The following is a 15,389-nucleotide window of genomic DNA, read 5'->3' on the forward strand; positions in this document are numbered from 1 at the left end:
GCTGGCATGCTCACCCGGTTACCAAGCGTCCTCGATATGTTGCCCATCAGGTCGGGTACTTTGCCCGTCACCTGGTGCGGCTGGCCCGTAATCGACGGGTCGACGTCGCGTGGGTGCCCGGTGTTCATGCGGGGTCCGTGGGCCAGTGCGTAGTAGGAGGGGATCCTCTCGGATGTCCTTTGGTCTCGCGGGCCTGAGACCTTTGTACTGCAAGCCGGGAACAAGCGGAACCCCTGCCTGCACTTCTTTACTTTCAGGTTCAAACAGGGGTGAATCGGTCAGGAGGCGATGCCCCGCCGTCGACTGGTGTACCAGACGAGGCCCGCTGTGGCGGCCGCGGCTCCTATGGCCGCCGCCGCGACGAGGGCCGGGCGGGGCGGTACGGAGAGCGCGGGCAGCCGCTGCTTGAGCCGGACGGGCCGGCGGAACTCCAGGACCGGCCACCCCCGCGCGAGGGCCTCGCGGCGCAGTGCACGGTCCGGGTTCACCGCGTGCGGGTGTCCCACCGCCCGGAGCATCGGCAGGTCGGTCGCCGAGTCGCTGTAGGCGTAGCAGCGCTCGAGGTCGTACCCCTCGGACACGGCCAGCTCCCTGATCGCCTCGGCCTTGGTCGGGCCGTAGGCGTAGTACTCCACCTCCCCGGTGAAGCAGCCGTCCTCGCCGACGACCATGCGGGTGGCCACCACCCGGTCCGCGCCGAGCAGCTCGCCGATCGGCTCGACCACCTCCGCACCCGACGTGGACACGATCACGACGTCACGACCGGCCGTGTGGTGCTGCTCGATGAGGGAGGCGGCCTCGTCGTAGATGATCGGGTCGATCAGGTCGTGCAGGGTCTCGGCGACGATCTCCTTCACCTGCTGGACGTTCCAGCCGCGGCACAGCGCGGACAGGTACTCGCGCATGCGCTCCATCTGGTCGTGATCCAGGCCGCCGACCAGGAAGACGAACTGGGCATATGCGGTACGCAGCGCGGCCCTGCGGTTGATCAGCCCGCCCTGGTAGAAGGACTTGCTGAAGGTGAGCGCGCTCGACTTCGCAATGACCGTCTTGTCCAGGTCAAAGAAGGCTGCTGCGCGGGGCAAGGACTGGTTTTCCACGGCCCTGAGCATAGGCGCCCACCATTCGGCGTAAGGTGTGGCGCGTGGGTTTGCCTGAGAGGGCTCTCGGGTACACCATGGAAGTCACGGATCGTTCGCGACCGTGCTAACCCGGTCCGACTCCTCCCCCCCCGAGTCGGCCGTGGGGACGACCCCCGCTCTCCCCCCCGGCGGGGGTCGTCGCATGTCCGGACGGGTTTTCATCCGTCCTTCAACAGTCGAGAGGGCGGCAGCGGTCAACGCTGCCGCCCTCTCGCTGTGCCCCCTTCTATTACTCAGGGTAATCGCAGGGCTGCTCTCCGGGACCCGCACGAGGGTGCTGCGGCGGTCACCGGCATGGGTGACAGCGATATTCACAACCACTGAGTTGTCCACGGTTTTCGACCAAGATCCACACGATTTCCCGGTTCGCTGCACCGTGATTCCAGCGCGCTCCGGCCAGCGGCGAGTTCATGGCCGGTTCCGATTGCCGGAGTGCGTATGGCCGGTTCCTATCGGCCGTTCATATGGAGGCCGCTTGCCGGTTCTTCACATCTTTGGGAATCGCGTGGCCGCAGGGGCTGCGCGGAAGACGCAGCGAAGGGGGACCACGCGTGTCCGGAACCGTCACCCATGACCCTCCGCCCGCCACCGGAGGCCGGCCGGGACGGCCACTCATCGTCACCGAGGACGCCGAACTCCTCGACGATCTGCTGCGCCTGTGCGCGGCCGCGGGCGCCACGCCAGAGGTCCACCACGGCGTGCCGGACCACGGCGGTGGCTGGGAAGCGGCCCCGCTCGTCCTGGTCGGCGACGACGCCGTCCCCCGGGTGCGCGGGGCCGCGCGCCGACGCGGTGTGGTGCTGGTCGGCCGCGACCAGGACGACTCCGGGGTGTGGAAAAGGGCCGTCCAGATCGGCGCCGACCATGTCCTGATGCTGCCGGACGGCGAGCAGTGGCTGGTCGACCGGATCGCGGATGTCGCCGAGGGCGTCGGCCGTCCGGCCCTCACCGTCGGCGTCATCGGCGGTCGGGGCGGGGCCGGTGCGTCCACACTGGCCTGCGCGCTCGCCGTCACCTCCGCGCGCGAGGGGCTGCGCACCCTCCTCGTGGACGCCGATCCGCTGGGCGGCGGACTCGATGTACTCCTCGGCGGCGAGAGCGCCGAAGGACTGCGCTGGCCCGCCTTCGCCGCCTCGCGCGGCCGGGTCGGCGGCGGCGCCCTGGAGGAATCGCTGCCCCGGCTTCACGCGTTGCGGGTGCTCAGCTGGGACCGCGGCGACTGCGTCGCCATCCCGCCCCAGGCCGTGCGTGCGGTGCTCGCGGCCGCCCGGCGGCGCGGCGGCACCGTCGTGGTCGACCTCCCGCGCCGCCTGGACGACGGGGTCGCCGAAGCCCTCGCCCAGCTCGACCTCGCCGTGCTCGTCGTCCCGGCCGAACTGCGCGCGGTCGCGGCCGCCGGCCGGGTCGCCTCGGCGGTCGGCATGGTGGTGCGGGACCTGCGGGTGGCGGTCCGGGGGCCGTACGCGCCCGGTCTGGACGACCGCGAGGTGGCCCGGTTGCTCGGCCTGCCCCTGGCCGGCGAGGTGCCCGTGGAACCGGCGCTGCTGCACCCCCGGGGCACCGGGAAACCACCCGGCGCGAGCGGACGCGGCCCCCTGGCCCGCTTCTGCACCACCTTCTGGGAACAGGCCCTTCTCGAGGCAGGAGGCGCGCGATGACACTCCCCGGACTGGACCTGGCCGACGGCGCGGCCCTGCTCGACGGAGTCCGCCGGCGGCTGGCCGAGAGCGGTGCCGAACCCACGCCCGCGCGCGTGGCCCAGGCGCTGCGCGAGCAGGGCCGGGTACTGGGCGACGCCGAAGTCCTCGGCGCGGCCGAGCAGTTGCGTTCCGAGCTCGTCGGCAGTGGCCCCCTGGAACCGCTGCTCGCCGATCCGGGCGTCACCGACGTCCTGGTGTCCGCGCCGGACCGGGTGTGGGTGGACCGCGGCGGCGGCCTGGAGCTGACCCCGGTGACCTTCCCCGACGCGGCGGCCGTGCGGCGCCTCGCGCAGCGGCTCGCCGCCGTGGCCGGACGCCGGCTGGACGACGCGCGACCCTGGGCGGACGCCCGGCTGCCCGACGGAACCCGGCTGCACGCGGTACTGCCTCCGGTGGCCGTCGGCTGCACCTGTCTGTCCCTGCGGGTGGTACGCCCGCGGGCGTTCACCCTCGAGGAACTGGTCGAGGCGGGCACCGTGCCACCCGGTGGCGACCGGATCCTCGGAGCGCTGCTGGCCGCCCGGCTGTCCTTCCTCGTCAGCGGCGGCACCGGCAGTGGCAAGACGACCCTGCTGAGCGCCCTGCTCGGCCTCGTCGGTCCCGGGGAACGGATCGTGCTCGCCGAGGACTCGGCCGAGCTGAGACCGGAACACCCGCACGTCGTACGGCTGGAGACCAGGCCGGCGAACCAGGAGGGTGCCGGCCTGGTCACCTTGGAGGACCTCGTCCGGCAGGCGCTGCGGATGCGGCCCGACCGGCTGGTCGTCGGCGAGGTGCGCGGCCCCGAGGTGGTGCATCTGCTGGCCGCGCTCAACACGGGCCACGAAGGCGGGTGCGGCACCGTGCACGCCAACGCGGCAGCGGACGTACCGGCCCGCCTGGAAGCGCTCGGCACGGCGGCCGGGCTCGACCGGGCCGCGCTGCACAGCCAGTTGGCGGCCGCGCTGTCGGTGGTGCTCCACCTCGTACGGGACCGGTCCGGGCGGCGCCGGATCGCCGAGGTGCACGTGCTGGAACGGGACGCCTCGGGGCTGGTGCGGACGGTACCGGCACTGCGGTGGGCCCCGCGGGCCTTCGTCCGGGAACGCGGCTGGGACCGGCTGCGGGAGCTGTTGCACGGCGACTTCGCGGAGGAGAGGCACGAGGGGCGTGAGAAGCATGAGGGGCGCGAATGGCACGAGAGGAGTCAGAGCAGTGACGGCAGTGAGCACTGAGATGTCCATGGGTGCGGCGATGGCCTGCGCCGGGGCCGCGATCTGGCTGCTGGGCGGGCGGCACTACGGGGTGCGGCGGGCGCGGCTGCTGCTGGCCGGCGACGGGGTGGTGGCGACCGGTCCGCCTTCCTGGGAGCAGGCCGTTGGTGAACTGCGGCGGCTGGGACGCCGGTTGGGGGTCGAGTGGTGGTCGCTCGCGGCGGGGCTGCTGCTCGCGCTGCTGGGGACCTCACTGATTCCGGTCGTCGCGGGGGCGGCGGGGGTGCCGGTGCTGCGCCGGATGCGCCTGGCCCGGCAGGCCGGGCGGGCCCGGGAGCGGCGCGCGGACGCGGTGATCGGCCTGTGCGGGGCACTTGCCGCCGAGGCGCGGGCGGGACGGCAGCCCGGTGAGGCGCTGCTGCGGGCCGCCCGGGACACCGGCGGGCTGGGGGACGCACAGGCGGCCGTGGTCGCGGCGGCGCGGTTCGGCGGGGACGTGCCGGGTGCGCTGGCCGTGGCGGCCCGGCAGCCGGGATCCGAGGGGCTGCTGGGCCTCGCCGCCTGCTGGCGGGTGGCCGTGGACCAGGGCGCCGGACTCGCCGCCGGCCTCGACCGGCTGGACGGGGCCCTGCGCGCGGAGCGGGACCAACGGGCGGACCTGCGCGCCCAGCTGGCGGGCGCCCGGGCGACGGCCCTGCTGCTCGCCGCCCTGCCCGCCCTCGGGTTGCTGCTGGGCTCCGCCATGGGCGCCGACCCGCTGCGGGTGCTGCTGCACAGCGGCGCCGGGATGGGCTGCCTGGTGGCCGGAGCGGTGTTCGAGGGCGCCGGGATGTGGTGGGCGGCCCGGATCGTGCGGGGAGCCGAGGCGGTATGAGCGGGGAAGCCGTCCACAGGCTGGGGACGACCGTGGCCGCCGTGCTGGCCCTCGGCTGGGCGGTCCGATGGCTGGAGACGGCCCGGCGCCGGCGCCGGGCACGGCGCCGGGTGGCCGACCTGCTGGCCCTGGAGAAGGCCGAGTACGGGCTGCCCTTCGAGGTGCGGGGCGCGCTGCGGCAGTGGCTGCCCGTGGCCGGAGCGGTGTGTGGTGCGTGGGTGCTGGTCGGTGGGGTGGCCGGCGCGGTCGTCGGGATCGGCGTCGCCGCGGGACTGTGGCGGTGGCGCCGCCGACAGGCACGGGCGGCCCCGGCGGAGGAGTTCGACACGGCCTTGGCCGCCCGCCAACTCCCGCTCGCGGCCGATCTGCTGGCCGCCTGTATCGCGGCCGGCGCAGGTCCGGTGATCGCCGCGCAGGCGGTGGGCGAGGCCCTCGGCGGACCCGTCGGGGACGCGCTGGCACGGGGCGCGGCGGAGGCGCGGCTCGGCGGCGAACCGGCGGGTGCCTGGCGGCGGTTGGCGCAGCTGCCGGGTGCTGGGGCCCTGGCCCGGCTGCTGGAGCGGGCCGACGAGTCGGGGCTGCCCGCGGCAGGGCCCGTCGCCCGGCTCGCCTCGGACGCGCGTGCGGAGTGGGCGCGCGACGCCACGACCCGGGCGCGCAGGGCGGCCGTGCTGGTCTCCGCTCCGGTGGGGCTGTGCTTCCTGCCCGCGTTCATCGCGATCGGCGTGCTGCCCGTGGTGATCGGGCTGGCGGGCGGCGTGCTGGGAGGGGGTGGGGGCTGACGGGCGAAGAACGCAGGTCATGAAGGCAGCAGAGCTGAGACGAGAGGAACTCGATATGCGTGAGAAGGCAGAGAAGACGTGGGCGCGCCTGCGGGAGCGGTGCCGCAGGGACGCGGGCATGGTGACCTCCGAGTACGCGATGGGGATCGTCGCGGCGGTCGGTTTCGCGTTGCTGCTCTACGAGGTCGTCACCAGCGGCCAGGTCAAGGCGGAGTTGCAGGCCATCGTGAAGCGAGCCCTCAGTGCGCGGATGTGAGCGGGGGGCGGACCGGGGATTCGTGACCGTGGAGTCGGCCATGGTGCTGTCCGTGCTGGTGGCGTTCACCATGGCGCTGGTCTGGGGGCTGCTCGTGGTGGCGGCGCAGATCCAGTGCGTGGACGCCGCCCGCACGGGTGCCCGGGCCGCTGCCCGGCAGGATCCGGCCGACGCGGTGGTGGAGGTGACCCGGCAGGCGGCACCCCGCGAGGCGCGGGTGACGGTCGGGCGGGAGGGCGGTCAGGTCCGGGTGACGGTGGTGGCCAGGCCTCCGGTGCTGACCGGATTGCCGTTCGAGGTGCGGGGGGTGGCCGTCGCGGCGGCGGAGGAAGCCGTAGGGACGGGCTCTGCGGGCTCTACGGGCTCGGGAACGGCGGAGGTGGGGCCGTGAAGCGACGGCGACGTGGCCTGCGGTCCTCGGATCGCGGATCCGCCACCATCTGGAGCCTCGGGGCGATCACCGTGCTGTGCGTCGTCTTCGGTGCCGTGCTCGCCCTCGGGCAGGCCGTTCTCGTCCGGCACCGGGCGGCCGGCGGTGCGGACCTGGCGGCGCTCGCGGCGGCGGACCACTGGGCCGAGGGCAGCGCGGGGGCCTGCGCCCGGGCGGAGCGGGTGGCGCTGGCCCAGGGGGCCCGGTTGGTGCGGTGCGCGCTCGTGGGCGAGACCTCGGACGTGACGGCGGCATCGGGACGGGGGCCGTTCGCGGCGGAGGTCAGGGCCAGAGCGGGGCCCGCGGGGCCGGTGCCGACCGGACGGGCGCCGTCCGCACTCCCCGGGGCGGCACCTGCCCCGCGGGCCGCACGGCTCAGCCCTTGGCCGGCTTCTCCTGCGGTGCCTCCCGCAGCAGCGCCGTGAGAAGCCGCACCGCCCCCCTCTTGTGCAGCGGATCATTGCCGTTGCCGCATTTGGGGGACTGGATGCAGGACGGGCAGCCGGACTCGCACTCGCAGGAGGCGATGGCTTCCCGGGTGGCGGTGAGCCACGCGCGGGCGGTGTGGAAGGCGCGCTCGGCGAAGCCCGCTCCACCAGGGTGGCCGTCGTAGACGAAGACCGTGGGCAGGAGCGTGTCGGGGTGGAGCGGCACCGACACACCGCCGATGTCCCAGCGGTCGCAGGTCGCGAAGAGGGGCAGCATGCCGATCGAGGCGTGCTCGGCGGCGTGCAGGGAGCCGCCGAGGATCTCCGGGCCGATCCGGGCCTCGTCCAGCTGGTCCTCGGTCACCGTCCACCACACCGCGCGCGTACGCAGCGTACGAGGAGGGAGGTCGAGTTTCGTCTCGCCCAGCACTTCGCCCGTGATGAGTCGTCTACGGAGGAAGGAGACCACCTGGTTGGTGACTTCGACGGAGCCGTAGCACAGGCGGCCGGCGCCCCAGGGCACCTCGACGTCGGTCTCCAGGACCGAGATGGCGGTGGTGTCGCGGGCGACCGTCGAGTACGGCGGGTCGGCCTGCTCGACCAGGGCGACCGAGTCCTCCAGGTCGAGGGAACGCACCAGGTAGGTGCGGCCCTGGTGCAGGTGCACCGCGCCCTCGTGGACCGTGGAGTGCGCGGCCCCCGCGTCGACCGTGCCGAGCAGACGGCCCGTGCCCGCCTCGACGACCTCGACCGGGCGTCCGCCGGCGCCGCGGATGTCGGTCAGGTCGGCGGCCCGCTCCCGGCGCGTCCAGTGCCAGGACCTGGTCCGGCGGCGCAGCAGCTTCGCGGCCTCCAGCTGCGGCAGCAGTTCCGCGCAGGCGGGGCCGAAGAGGTCCAGGTCCTCCTCGGTCAGCGGGATCTCCGCGGCGGCGGCGCACAGGTGCGGGGCGAGGACGTAGGGGTTGTCGGGATCCAGGACCGTGGATTCGACCGGTTGGTCGAACAGTGCCTCGGGGTGGTGGACGAGGAAGGTGTCCAGCGGGTCGTCGCGGGCCACCAGCACCGCCAGGGCGCCCTGTCCGGAGCGGCCCGCGCGGCCTGCCTGCTGCCACAGGGACGCACGCGTGCCCGGATACCCGGCGATCACGACCGCGTCCAGGCCGGAGACGTCCACGCCCAGCTCCAGGGCCGTCGTGGCGGCGAGGCCGAGGAGTTCGCCGGAGTGCAGGGCGCGTTCCAGGGCGCGGCGCTCCTCGGGGAGATAACCGCCCCGATAGGCCGCGACACGCCGGACCAGGGAGCGGTCGACCTCGGCCAGCCGCTCCTGGGCGATCACCGAGATCAGCTCGGCGCCACGCCGGGAGCGCACGAAGGCGACCGAACGCACGCCCTGCACGGTGAGGTCGGTCAGCAGGTCGGCGGTCTCGGCGGTGGCGGTACGCCGTACGGGTGCACCCCGTTCGCCGTGCAGTTCGGTGAGCGGGGGCTCCCAAAGGGCGAAGACGAGTTCTCCGCGCGGGGAGGCGTCGTCGGCGACCTCGACGACCGGCAGGCCGGTCAGCCGACGGGCGGCGACGGCGGGCTCGGCGGCGGTCGCGGAAGCCAGCAGGAAGACGGGTGAGGCGCCGTAGCGGGCGCACAGGCGGCGCAGCCGGCGCAGTACCTGGGCGACGTGCGAGCCGAAGACGCCCCGATAGGTGTGGCACTCGTCGATGACGACGTACTTGAGCGCCTTCAGGAAGGAGGACCAGCGGGGGTGGGAGGGCAATATGCCGCGATGCAGCATGTCGGGGTTGGTGAGGACGTAGTTCGCGTACTGGCGGATCCACTCGCGTTCCTCGAACGGCGTGTCGCCGTCGTACACGGCTGGGCGTACGGCGGTGCCCAAGGTTTGTGAAAGTTCCTTCACCGACCGGCACTGGTCCGCCGCCAGCGCCTTGGTGGGCGCGAGATAGAGGGCGGTGGCGCCACGGCCGTTGGGGGCCTGGGAGCCGTCCAGGAGGGTCGACAGGACCGGCACGAGGTAGGCGAGGGACTTGCCGGAGGCGGTGCCGGTCGCGACGACCACCGACTCGCCGTCCAGGGCGTGCTCGGCGGCCAGCGCCTGGTGGGCCCAGGGGTGCTCGATACCGCACGCCTGTACGGCAGCGATCACTTCCGTGCGAATTCGATCAGGCCAGACGGCATGCCGACCCGCGCGCGGGGGCAAGTGCTCCGTATGAGTGATGCGCGCGGAGCGGCTCGGCCCGGAGGCGAGCCGGTCCAGGACCATGCCCGGAGACGGGCGGGACGCCGGGTCCGCCAGGGGTCGATCGGATCGGTGATTCTTGGCCATCGGCACCGAGTGTGTCACTGGCGTGACGGACAATGGAGCCAAGGCGTCGTGCACGCCTGCCGGTAAGTGATTGAATGCCATCGCGGCTGGCGATGCGTTTCGGGGGCCGCAAGCCGAGGTGTCCCGAGGGGCGACGCTCGATAGCAAGGTGCTGGAGGATCCGTGGACCTGTCCCTGTCGACCCGTACCGTCGGCGATCGTACGGTCGTCGAGGTCGGTGGCGAAATCGATGTATACACCGCGCCCAAGCTGCGCGAGCAGCTGGTCGAGCTGGTGAACGACGGGAATTTCCACCTCGTCGTCGACATGGAGGGCGTGGACTTCCTCGACTCCACCGGGCTCGGCGTGCTGGTCGGCGGCCTGAAGCGGGTACGTGCCCATGAGGGCTCCCTGCGTCTGGTCTGCAACCAGGAGCGCATTCTGAAGATCTTCCGTATCACCGGCCTCACCAAGGTGTTCCCGATCCACACCTCGGTCGAGGAAGCGGTGGCGGCCACCGACTGACTCCGGGCCGGTCGCCGCGTCCGGACCGTCCATCGGTCCGGACGTCGGTAGGTCCCGGCCCCGGGCCGGTTCGTGCCGGGGTCCTGTAGTTCATCAAGGGGTGCGGGCTTCGGTGGCCCCGCCCCTTGGAATCGCACGCCCGTAGTCGCGAGGGGGATGCATGGCCACCGTCGAACTCCGCTTCAGCGCGCTGCCCGAGCACGTCCGGACCGCCCGTCTGGTGGCCGCAGCGGTGGCGCGCAGGGCAGGAGTGGACGAGGCCGCGCTGGACGAGGTCCGGCTCGCCGTGGGCGAGGCCTGCTCCCGCGCCGTCGGCCTGCATCAGAGCCATGCCATCACGGCGCCGGTGAAGGTGGCGCTGATCGAGGAGGAGAAGCAGTTCTCCATCGAGGTCGGCGACGAGGCCCCGCACGCGGTCCCCGCCGAACGGGTGGCCGGCGGTGCCGCCGCGGACGCGGATGTGGAGGCCGAGGAGGACGAGATGGGGCTCGCGGTCATCAGTGGCCTCGTTGACGACGTGGAGGTCACCACGGGCCAGAACGGCGGCCTGATCCGCATGAGCTGGCCCACCGCTCCGCCCGCCGCCGCACTCGTCTGAACCCCGCGCACAGCGCACCGAAGGGCCCTGCTCAGCAGGGCCCTTCGTGCTGCTTCCGGCAGCCTCCCCGAATTCGTGAAGGAATTCACGATCAATACCCCGATAATTTGATCAAGCATCAATGTGGTCGTCAATGCTTTTAGGGCGTTACCGCTTTCGGGTTCCATGGCATGACCTCGATCATTTGCTGAAGAGCACGAGAAGGCCAATTCCGCTTACCGTCCCCTGTTTAGATCACTCGGGGGTACCTACAATCCGTCCACATCTTGAGCTCAGCCCAAGCGTCAAGGAGGACGAATGGCGGGGCTTTCTACCCCTCATCAGTTGGGCCACCCCACAACTCTCGCGGCCGCGGTCCTGACCGACGACAACCGGATCATCGTGGCGGTGATCGCGGCTGTGGCCCTGGCCGCGCTCGTGGTCGCGGGCGTCCTGGTGCGTCAGGTGCTGGCGGCCGGCGAGGGCACCGACAGCATGAAGCAGATCGCCGAGGCGGTCCAGGAAGGTGCCAAGGCGTATCTCGCGCGGCAGTTGCGCACGCTCGGCGTATTCGCCGTCGTCGTCTTCTTCCTGCTCATGCTGCTGCCCGCGGACGACTGGAATCAGCGTGCCGGACGGTCGGTGTTCTTCCTGATCGGTGCGGTGTTCTCGGCCGCCACCGGCTATATCGGCATGTGGCTGGCCGTGCGCAGCAATGTGCGGGTCGCCGCAGCCGCCCGGGAGGCCACCCCGGCCCCCGGCGAACCGGAAAAGGATCTCACCACCGTCTCACACACCGCGATGAAGATCGCATTTCGCACGGGCGGCGTAGTCGGCATGTTCACGGTGGGGCTCGGCCTGCTGGGCGCCTCCTGTGTGGTGCTGGTGTACGCGGCCGACGCGCCGAAGGTGCTCGAGGGCTTCGGCCTCGGGGCCGCCCTGATCGCCATGTTCATGCGTGTGGGCGGCGGCATCTTCACCAAGGCCGCCGACGTCGGCGCCGACCTGGTCGGCAAGGTCGAGCAGGGCATTCCGGAGGACGACCCGCGCAATGCCGCGACCATCGCCGACAACGTGGGCGACAACGTCGGCGACTGCGCGGGCATGGCGGCCGACCTGTTCGAGTCGTACGCCGTCACCCTGGTGGCCGCGCTGATCCTCGGCAAGGCCGCCTTCGGCGACTCCGGGCTCGCCTTCCCGCTGCTCGTACCCGCCATCGGTGTGATCACCGCGATGATCGGCATCTTCGCGGTCGCCCCGCGGCGCGCCGACCGCAGCGGCATGACGGCGATCAACCGCGGCTTCTTCATCTCCGCGGTGATCTCCCTCGCGCTGGTCGCCGTCGCGGTCTTCGTCTACCTGCCGGCGAAGTACTCGGACCTCGACGGCGTCACCGACGCGGCGATCCGGGGCAAGGCCGGCGATCCGCGGATCCTCGCCCTGGTCGCGGTCGCCATCGGTATCCTGCTCGCCGCTGTGATCCAGCAGCTGACCGGTTACTTCACGGAGACCAACCGCCGCCCGGTCCGGGACATCGGCAAGACCTCCCTCACGGGGCCGGCCACCGTCATCCTCTCCGGCATCTCGCTGGGTCTGGAATCGGCCGTTTACACCGCCCTGCTCATCGGCCTCAGTGTGTACGGGGCGTTCCTGCTCGGCGGTACCTCGATCATGCTGGCGCTGTTCGCGGTCGCCCTGGCCGGCACCGGCCTGCTCACCACGGTCGGCGTGATCGTGGCCATGGACACCTTCGGGCCGGTCTCCGACAACGCCCAGGGCATCGCCGAGATGTCCGGTGACGTCGAGGGCGCGGGCGCACAGGTGCTCACCAACCTGGACGCGGTCGGCAACACCACCAAGGCCATCACCAAGGGCATCGCCATCGCCACCGCCGTCCTCGCGGCCTCGGCGCTCTTCGGGTCGTACCGGGACGCGATCACCACCAACGTCCAGGACGTCGGTGCGAAACTCACCGGGCCGGGCGCGCCGCTGAGCCTGTCGCTGGACATCTCGCAGCCCAACAACCTGGTCGGCCTGATCGCGGGCGCGGCGGTCGTCTTCCTCTTCTCCGGACTCGCCATCAACGCCGTGTCGCGGTCGGCCGGTTCGGTGGTCTTCGAGGTACGGCGGCAGTTCCGCGAGCACCCCGGGATCATGGACTACACCGAGAAGCCCGAGTACGGGCGGGTCGTCGACATCTGCACCAAGGACGCCCTGCGGGAGCTGGCCACGCCCGGTCTGCTCGCCGTCATGGCACCCATCTTCATCGGGTTCACCCTTGGCGTCGGCGCGCTCGGCTCCTACCTCGCGGGTGCCATCGGCGCGGGCACACTGATGGCGGTGTTCCTCGCGAACTCCGGTGGTGCCTGGGACAACGCCAAGAAACTGGTGGAGGACGGCCACCACGGCGGCAAGGGCAGCGAGGCCCACGCGGCCACGGTGATCGGCGACACGGTCGGCGACCCCTTCAAGGACACCGCGGGTCCGGCGATCAACCCGCTGCTGAAGGTCATGAACCTGGTCTCGCTGCTCATCGCGCCCGCGGTGATCAAGTTCTCCTACGGCAGCGACAAGAACATCGGCGTACGGATCGCGATCGCGATCCTCGCGCTCCTGGTGATCATCGTCGCCGTGTACGTCTCCAAGCGGCGCGGCATCGCGGTCGGCGACGACGAGAGCACCGAACGGCTCTCCAACTCGGCGGATCCGGCGGTGGTTTCATAGGCCGTCTCAGGAGGGCCTGCTCAACGGGCGGGGGGGGGGGGGGGGGGGGGGGCGCCCCCCCCCCCCGCCCGTTTCCGGTGTGTGGGATCGCCCACGTCGTGAGCCTTCTCTCCCATGGTGTAAAGAGTCACAAAAGATGCCTTGTAGCCCGTTCGGTATACGGAGGGCGGCGGTCCGCCGTGTAGATTCCGGGGGCCGAGAGCCATGGAAGGGACCGATCCGGTGAACAAGAAGCTCGCGGCCGCACTGTCCGGCGGTGCGGTACTGGTAGTGGCGCTGTCGGGGTGCAGCAGCAACAAGGACAGCGGACCCGACCCCAAGCTGGTGGCCTGGGCCAAGAAGGTGTGCGACGCGGTGCCCGCGCAGGACGCGAAGATCAGGGCGGCGAACGCGTCGATCGCCAAGATCGCCACGGACGGCAACCTCCCGCCCAAGACGGCCAAGGAAACGTACTCGCAGGCCTTCCAGGACATGGCCGAGGGCTACAAGGCGCTCGCCGCCGCCATCAGCGACGCCGGGGCGCCCCCCGGGGTCGAGGCCGGCGCCAAGCGGCAGCAGGACGCCGCCAAGAACCTCAACGGCCTCGCCACCTCGTACGCCGACCTGAAGAAGAAGGTCGACGGGCTCGACACCAAGGACCAGGGCAAGTTCGCGAACGGTCTGCACGAGGTCGCCGACCAGACGAAGCAGATCGGCGAGCAGAGCAACAACGGCACCGAGGCGCTGAAGCGGCTGGAGCAGGGCGACGTCCAGGCGGCGATCGCCAAGCAGCCCAGCTGCAAGGTCGCCGCGTCCGCGTCGGCCCCGGCGACGACCGGCTGACGCCGGCGGCAGGGCCGGGACGGGGCTGCGCCGAGGCAGCCTCCGGCAGCCCTCTCGGGCCACAATGGGGGCGTGACTGACACCGGCCTCGCCCCCCTGCCCGCCACCGACCGGCCCGACGCCGCCGCACGCCTGCGCGACGCCCTGCTCGCCGCCTCCTTCACCGTCGACGGGCTGCTCGATCTGCTCGGTGCCCCCGCCTACGCGGCGCTGGCCCGCAGCGAGACCGTGCCCGCCCTGCGGGCCACCCGCGGCGACACGCCGCTGGAGACGCTCGTCCGGCTCTTCCTGCTCCAGCAACCGGCGCCCCACGCGCGCGTGGCGGCCGTTCTGCCGGTGGACGAGGTCCTGGAGAGCGGGTGGCTCACGGACGTGGGCGGCGGCGAGGTGGCCGCGACCGTGGACGTGCGGCCCTTCGGCGGTCCCGGCGGCGAGGACTGGTTCATCGTGTCCGACCTCGGCTGCGCCGTCGGCGGCGCGGGCGGTATCGGGCAGCGCGACGAGGGCGTCGTCCTGGGCGTCGGCGGCGCCTCCACCACCCTCGCCGGCATCACCGTCCGTATGCCCGTCGCCTCCGCGCTCGATCTCGGCACCGGTTCCGGCATCCAGGCGCTGCACGCCTCCCGCCACGCCACGCGCGTGACCGCCACCGACGTCAACCCGCGCGCGCTGCACATCACCGCGCTCACGCTCGCGCTCTCCGGCGCGCCGGCCGCCGATCTGCGCGAAGGGTCGCTTTTCGAGCCGGTCAAGGAGGGCGAGACGTTCGACCTGATCGTGTCCAACCCGCCCTTCGTGATCTCGCCGGGCGCCCGGCTGACGTACCGGGACGGCGGTATGGGCGGGGACGATCTGTGCCGCTCGCTCGTTCAGCAGGCGGGGGAACGGCTGAACGAGGGCGGGTTCGCGCAGTTCCTCGCCAACTGGCAGCACGTCGCGGGGGAGGACTGGCAGGACAGACTCAGGTCATGGGTGCCGCGCGGGTGCGATGCCTGGATCGTGCAGCGCGAGGTGCAGGACGTCACGCAGTACGCCGAGCTGTGGCTCAGGGACGCCGGCGACCACCACGGCGACCCCGCGGAGTACCAGGCGCGGTACGACGCCTGGCTCGACGAGTTCGAGGCGCGCAAGGTCAAGGCCGTCGGCTTCGGCTGGATCACCCTGCGCAGGACCGGGGCCGCCGAGCCCTCGGTCACCGTGGAGGAGTGGCCGCACCCGGTCGAACAGCCGCTCGGAGAGGTGATCCGGGCGCACTTCGACCGGCTCGACTTCCTCCGGGAGTACGACGACGCGGCCCTGCTCGAGGGCCACTTCAGGCTGGCCGCCGAAGTGGTCCAGGAGCAGGTCGGGCTGCCCGGCGCCGAGGACCCGGAGCACGTGGTACTGCGCCAGCACCGCGGGATGCGCCGCGCCACCAAGGTGGACACGGTCGGCGCGGGGTTCGCGGGGGTGTGCGACGGCACGCTGAGCGCCGGCCGCATCCTGGACGCCATCGCCCAGCTCGTCGGCGAGGATCGGACGCTGCTGCGCGACCGCACGCCCGCGCAGATCCGGCTGCTCGTGGAGCAGGGCTTCCTGGAGCCCGTGGTGTGAGGCTACGGCGGCCGGACGGGGTGCCGTAG

At 72.3% G+C, this 15,389-nt stretch carries 14 protein-coding genes; 12 read left to right on the plus strand and 2 right to left on the minus strand.

Annotation, left to right across the window (positions count from 1 at the left end; translation table 11 throughout):
• Window positions 1–278 precede the first annotated feature (278 nt).
• A complete protein-coding gene (locus ACFZDC_RS06165) occupies window positions 279–1,112 on the minus strand; it encodes an HAD-IB family hydrolase (RefSeq protein ID WP_391320597.1) in 834 nt (277 codons plus the stop codon).
• A gap of 581 nt (window positions 1,113–1,693) precedes the next feature.
• Between ACFZDC_RS06165 and ssd the strand changes: the two genes are divergently transcribed.
• From ssd to ACFZDC_RS06200, 7 genes are read left to right on the plus strand one after another with little or no spacing between them, the layout of a single operon-like run.
• Window positions 1,694–2,800 (plus strand): septum site-determining protein Ssd, encoded by a 1,107-nt coding sequence (ssd, locus tag ACFZDC_RS06170; RefSeq protein WP_391320599.1) that lies wholly within the window; start codon window positions 1,694–1,696, stop codon window positions 2,798–2,800.
• Window positions 2,797–4,056 carry a TadA family conjugal transfer-associated ATPase gene (locus ACFZDC_RS06175; RefSeq protein ID WP_391320602.1) on the plus strand — a complete coding sequence of 420 codons (1,260 nt, stop codon included), beginning with the start codon at window positions 2,797–2,799 and terminating at the stop codon, window positions 4,054–4,056. Before ssd ends, ACFZDC_RS06175 begins: the two co-directional genes overlap by 4 nt.
• 7 nt (window positions 4,057–4,063) lie before the next feature.
• The gene (locus ACFZDC_RS06180; RefSeq protein WP_391320718.1) at window positions 4,064–4,909 is read left to right on the plus strand and encodes a type II secretion system F family protein; all 846 of its coding nucleotides are present in this window, start codon (window positions 4,064–4,066) and stop codon (window positions 4,907–4,909) included.
• Entirely contained in the window at window positions 4,906–5,691 is a 786-nt protein-coding gene (locus ACFZDC_RS06185; RefSeq protein WP_391320604.1) for a type II secretion system F family protein, read from the plus strand. Before ACFZDC_RS06180 ends, ACFZDC_RS06185 begins: the two co-directional genes overlap by 4 nt.
• Window positions 5,692–5,746: 55 nt before the next feature.
• Entirely contained in the window at window positions 5,747–5,947 is a 201-nt protein-coding gene (locus ACFZDC_RS06190) for a DUF4244 domain-containing protein (protein ID WP_391320606.1), read from the plus strand.
• Window positions 5,934–6,338: a TadE family type IV pilus minor pilin gene (locus ACFZDC_RS06195; protein WP_391320608.1), complete on the plus strand. Its 405-nt coding sequence runs from the start codon at window positions 5,934–5,936 to the stop codon at window positions 6,336–6,338. The genes ACFZDC_RS06190 and ACFZDC_RS06195 overlap by 14 nt, the downstream gene beginning before the upstream one ends.
• Complete coding sequence (locus ACFZDC_RS06200) at window positions 6,335–6,802, plus strand: Rv3654c family TadE-like protein (RefSeq protein WP_391320610.1); 468 nt, start codon at window positions 6,335–6,337, stop codon at window positions 6,800–6,802. Before ACFZDC_RS06195 ends, ACFZDC_RS06200 begins: the two co-directional genes overlap by 4 nt.
• Here the strand turns inward: ACFZDC_RS06200 and ACFZDC_RS06205 are convergent.
• Window positions 6,753–9,221 carry a DEAD/DEAH box helicase gene (locus tag ACFZDC_RS06205; RefSeq protein ID WP_391320612.1) on the minus strand — a complete coding sequence of 823 codons (2,469 nt, stop codon included), beginning with the start codon at window positions 9,219–9,221 and terminating at the stop codon, window positions 6,753–6,755. The two genes, ACFZDC_RS06200 and ACFZDC_RS06205, sit on opposite strands and share 50 nt — an antisense overlap.
• Before the next feature lie 81 nt (window positions 9,222–9,302).
• Here ACFZDC_RS06205 and bldG point away from each other — a divergent pair, with 81 nt between their 5' ends.
• From bldG to ACFZDC_RS06230, 5 genes are all read left to right on the plus strand, one after another.
• Window positions 9,303–9,644 (plus strand): anti-sigma factor antagonist BldG, encoded by a 342-nt coding sequence (bldG, locus tag ACFZDC_RS06210; RefSeq protein ID WP_010986038.1) that lies wholly within the window; start codon window positions 9,303–9,305, stop codon window positions 9,642–9,644.
• Between the two features lie 160 nt (window positions 9,645–9,804).
• The gene (locus ACFZDC_RS06215) at window positions 9,805–10,242 is read left to right on the plus strand and encodes an ATP-binding protein (protein WP_391320615.1); all 438 of its coding nucleotides are present in this window, start codon (window positions 9,805–9,807) and stop codon (window positions 10,240–10,242) included.
• 297 nt (window positions 10,243–10,539) lie between these two features.
• Window positions 10,540–12,945 (plus strand): sodium-translocating pyrophosphatase, encoded by a 2,406-nt coding sequence (locus ACFZDC_RS06220; RefSeq protein ID WP_391320617.1) that lies wholly within the window; start codon window positions 10,540–10,542, stop codon window positions 12,943–12,945.
• 204 nt (window positions 12,946–13,149) lie between these two features.
• On the plus strand, window positions 13,150–13,767 hold the full coding sequence (locus tag ACFZDC_RS06225; protein ID WP_391320619.1) for a small secreted protein: 618 nt from the start codon (window positions 13,150–13,152) through the stop codon (window positions 13,765–13,767).
• A gap of 72 nt (window positions 13,768–13,839) precedes the next feature.
• Window positions 13,840–15,360: a methyltransferase gene (locus ACFZDC_RS06230; RefSeq protein ID WP_391320621.1), complete on the plus strand. Its 1,521-nt coding sequence runs from the start codon at window positions 13,840–13,842 to the stop codon at window positions 15,358–15,360.
• The last annotated feature ends 29 nt before the right edge of the window (window positions 15,361–15,389 follow it).

Origin of the sequence: Streptomyces sp. NPDC007905 (assembly GCF_042959345.1) — a bacterium.
GTDB lineage: Bacteria > Actinomycetota > Actinomycetes > Streptomycetales > Streptomycetaceae > Streptomyces.

Bases quoted from the DNA above. Each gene is read 5' to 3' on its own strand.
- ACFZDC_RS06165 (WP_391320597.1), bottom strand. From the start codon at position 1,112: ATGCTCAGGGCCGTGGAAAACCAGTCCTTGCCCCGCGCAGCAGCCTTC.
- ACFZDC_RS06175 (WP_391320602.1), top strand. From the start codon at position 2,797: ATGACACTCCCCGGACTGGACCTGGCCGACGGCGCGGCCCTGCTCGAC.
- ACFZDC_RS06180 (WP_391320718.1), top strand. From the start codon at position 4,064: ATGGGTGCGGCGATGGCCTGCGCCGGGGCCGCGATCTGGCTGCTGGGC.
- ACFZDC_RS06185 (WP_391320604.1), top strand. From the start codon at position 4,906: ATGAGCGGGGAAGCCGTCCACAGGCTGGGGACGACCGTGGCCGCCGTG.
- ACFZDC_RS06190 (WP_391320606.1), top strand. From the start codon at position 5,747: ATGCGTGAGAAGGCAGAGAAGACGTGGGCGCGCCTGCGGGAGCGGTGC.
- ACFZDC_RS06205 (WP_391320612.1), bottom strand. From the start codon at position 9,221: ATGGCATTCAATCACTTACCGGCAGGCGTGCACGACGCCTTGGCTCCA.
- ACFZDC_RS06215 (WP_391320615.1), top strand. From the start codon at position 9,805: ATGGCCACCGTCGAACTCCGCTTCAGCGCGCTGCCCGAGCACGTCCGG.
- ACFZDC_RS06220 (WP_391320617.1), top strand. From the start codon at position 10,540: ATGGCGGGGCTTTCTACCCCTCATCAGTTGGGCCACCCCACAACTCTC.
- ACFZDC_RS06225 (WP_391320619.1), top strand. From the start codon at position 13,150: ATGGAAGGGACCGATCCGGTGAACAAGAAGCTCGCGGCCGCACTGTCC.